Source organism: Streptomyces sp. CA2R106 (genome assembly GCF_037034245.1).
Classification (GTDB): Bacteria; Actinomycetota; Actinomycetes; order Streptomycetales; family Streptomycetaceae; genus Actinacidiphila.
Map to the genome: position 1 here is coordinate 1 of NZ_JBAGKC010000149.1, position 753 is coordinate 753.

Consider the following 753-nt stretch of genomic DNA (forward strand, 5'->3'; position numbering starts at 1 on the left):
ACGGTTTTGCTGCGGGCCTCGGCGGTGCCCCTGACCACGCCCGCGTCGGGGGTTCCGGCGGCGAGCGCGTCGAGGGCGGTGAGCAGTTCGGCGCGGTCGCCGCCGACGAGCAGGGCGCGCTGGGTGAGGGCGGACCGTGTGGTGGCGAGGGAGAACGCCACGTCGGCGGGCGGGAGTTCGCCGTGCTCGGCGAGGTGGTCGCGCAGGCGCGCCGCCTGGGCGCGCAGACCCTCGGGCGTGGCCGCGGAGACCGGCCAGGGCAGGTGGCCGGCGCCGGCCAGGACAGGCGTGGTGCCGGGTTCGGCCGGCGCGGCGGACGCGGCGGCATCGGAAGCGGGGGCCTCGGAAGCGGGAGCCTGCTCCAGGACGACGTGCGCGTTGGTGCCGCTGATCCCGAAGGAGGACACGGCGGCCCGGCGCGGCTCACCCGTCTCGGGCCAGTCGGTGCGTTCGGTGAGCAGCCGTACGGTGCCGGCCGACCAGTCGATGTGCGGGGACGGCTCCTCCGCGTGCAGGGTGCGCGGCAGCACACCGGCCCGCAGCGCCATCACCATCTTGATCACACCGCCCACCCCGGCGGCGGCCTGCGCGTGCCCGATGTTCGACTTCAACGAGCCCAGCCACAAAGGCCGTTGGACGTCACGGCCCTGGCCGTAGGTGGCTTGCAGGGCCTGCGCCTCGATCGGGTCGCCCAGCCGCGTCCCCGTACCGTGCGCCTCCACCACGTCCACCCCGGACGCCTGAAGCCCGGCG

1 protein-coding gene is annotated in these 753 nt (G+C 75.8%); it reads right to left on the reverse strand.

Translation table 11 applies throughout. The features are described 5' to 3' along the window. The coding region (locus WA788_RS35450; protein WP_335984610.1) for a ketoacyl-synthetase C-terminal extension domain-containing protein at window positions 1-753 on the reverse strand (753 nt) is incomplete at both ends.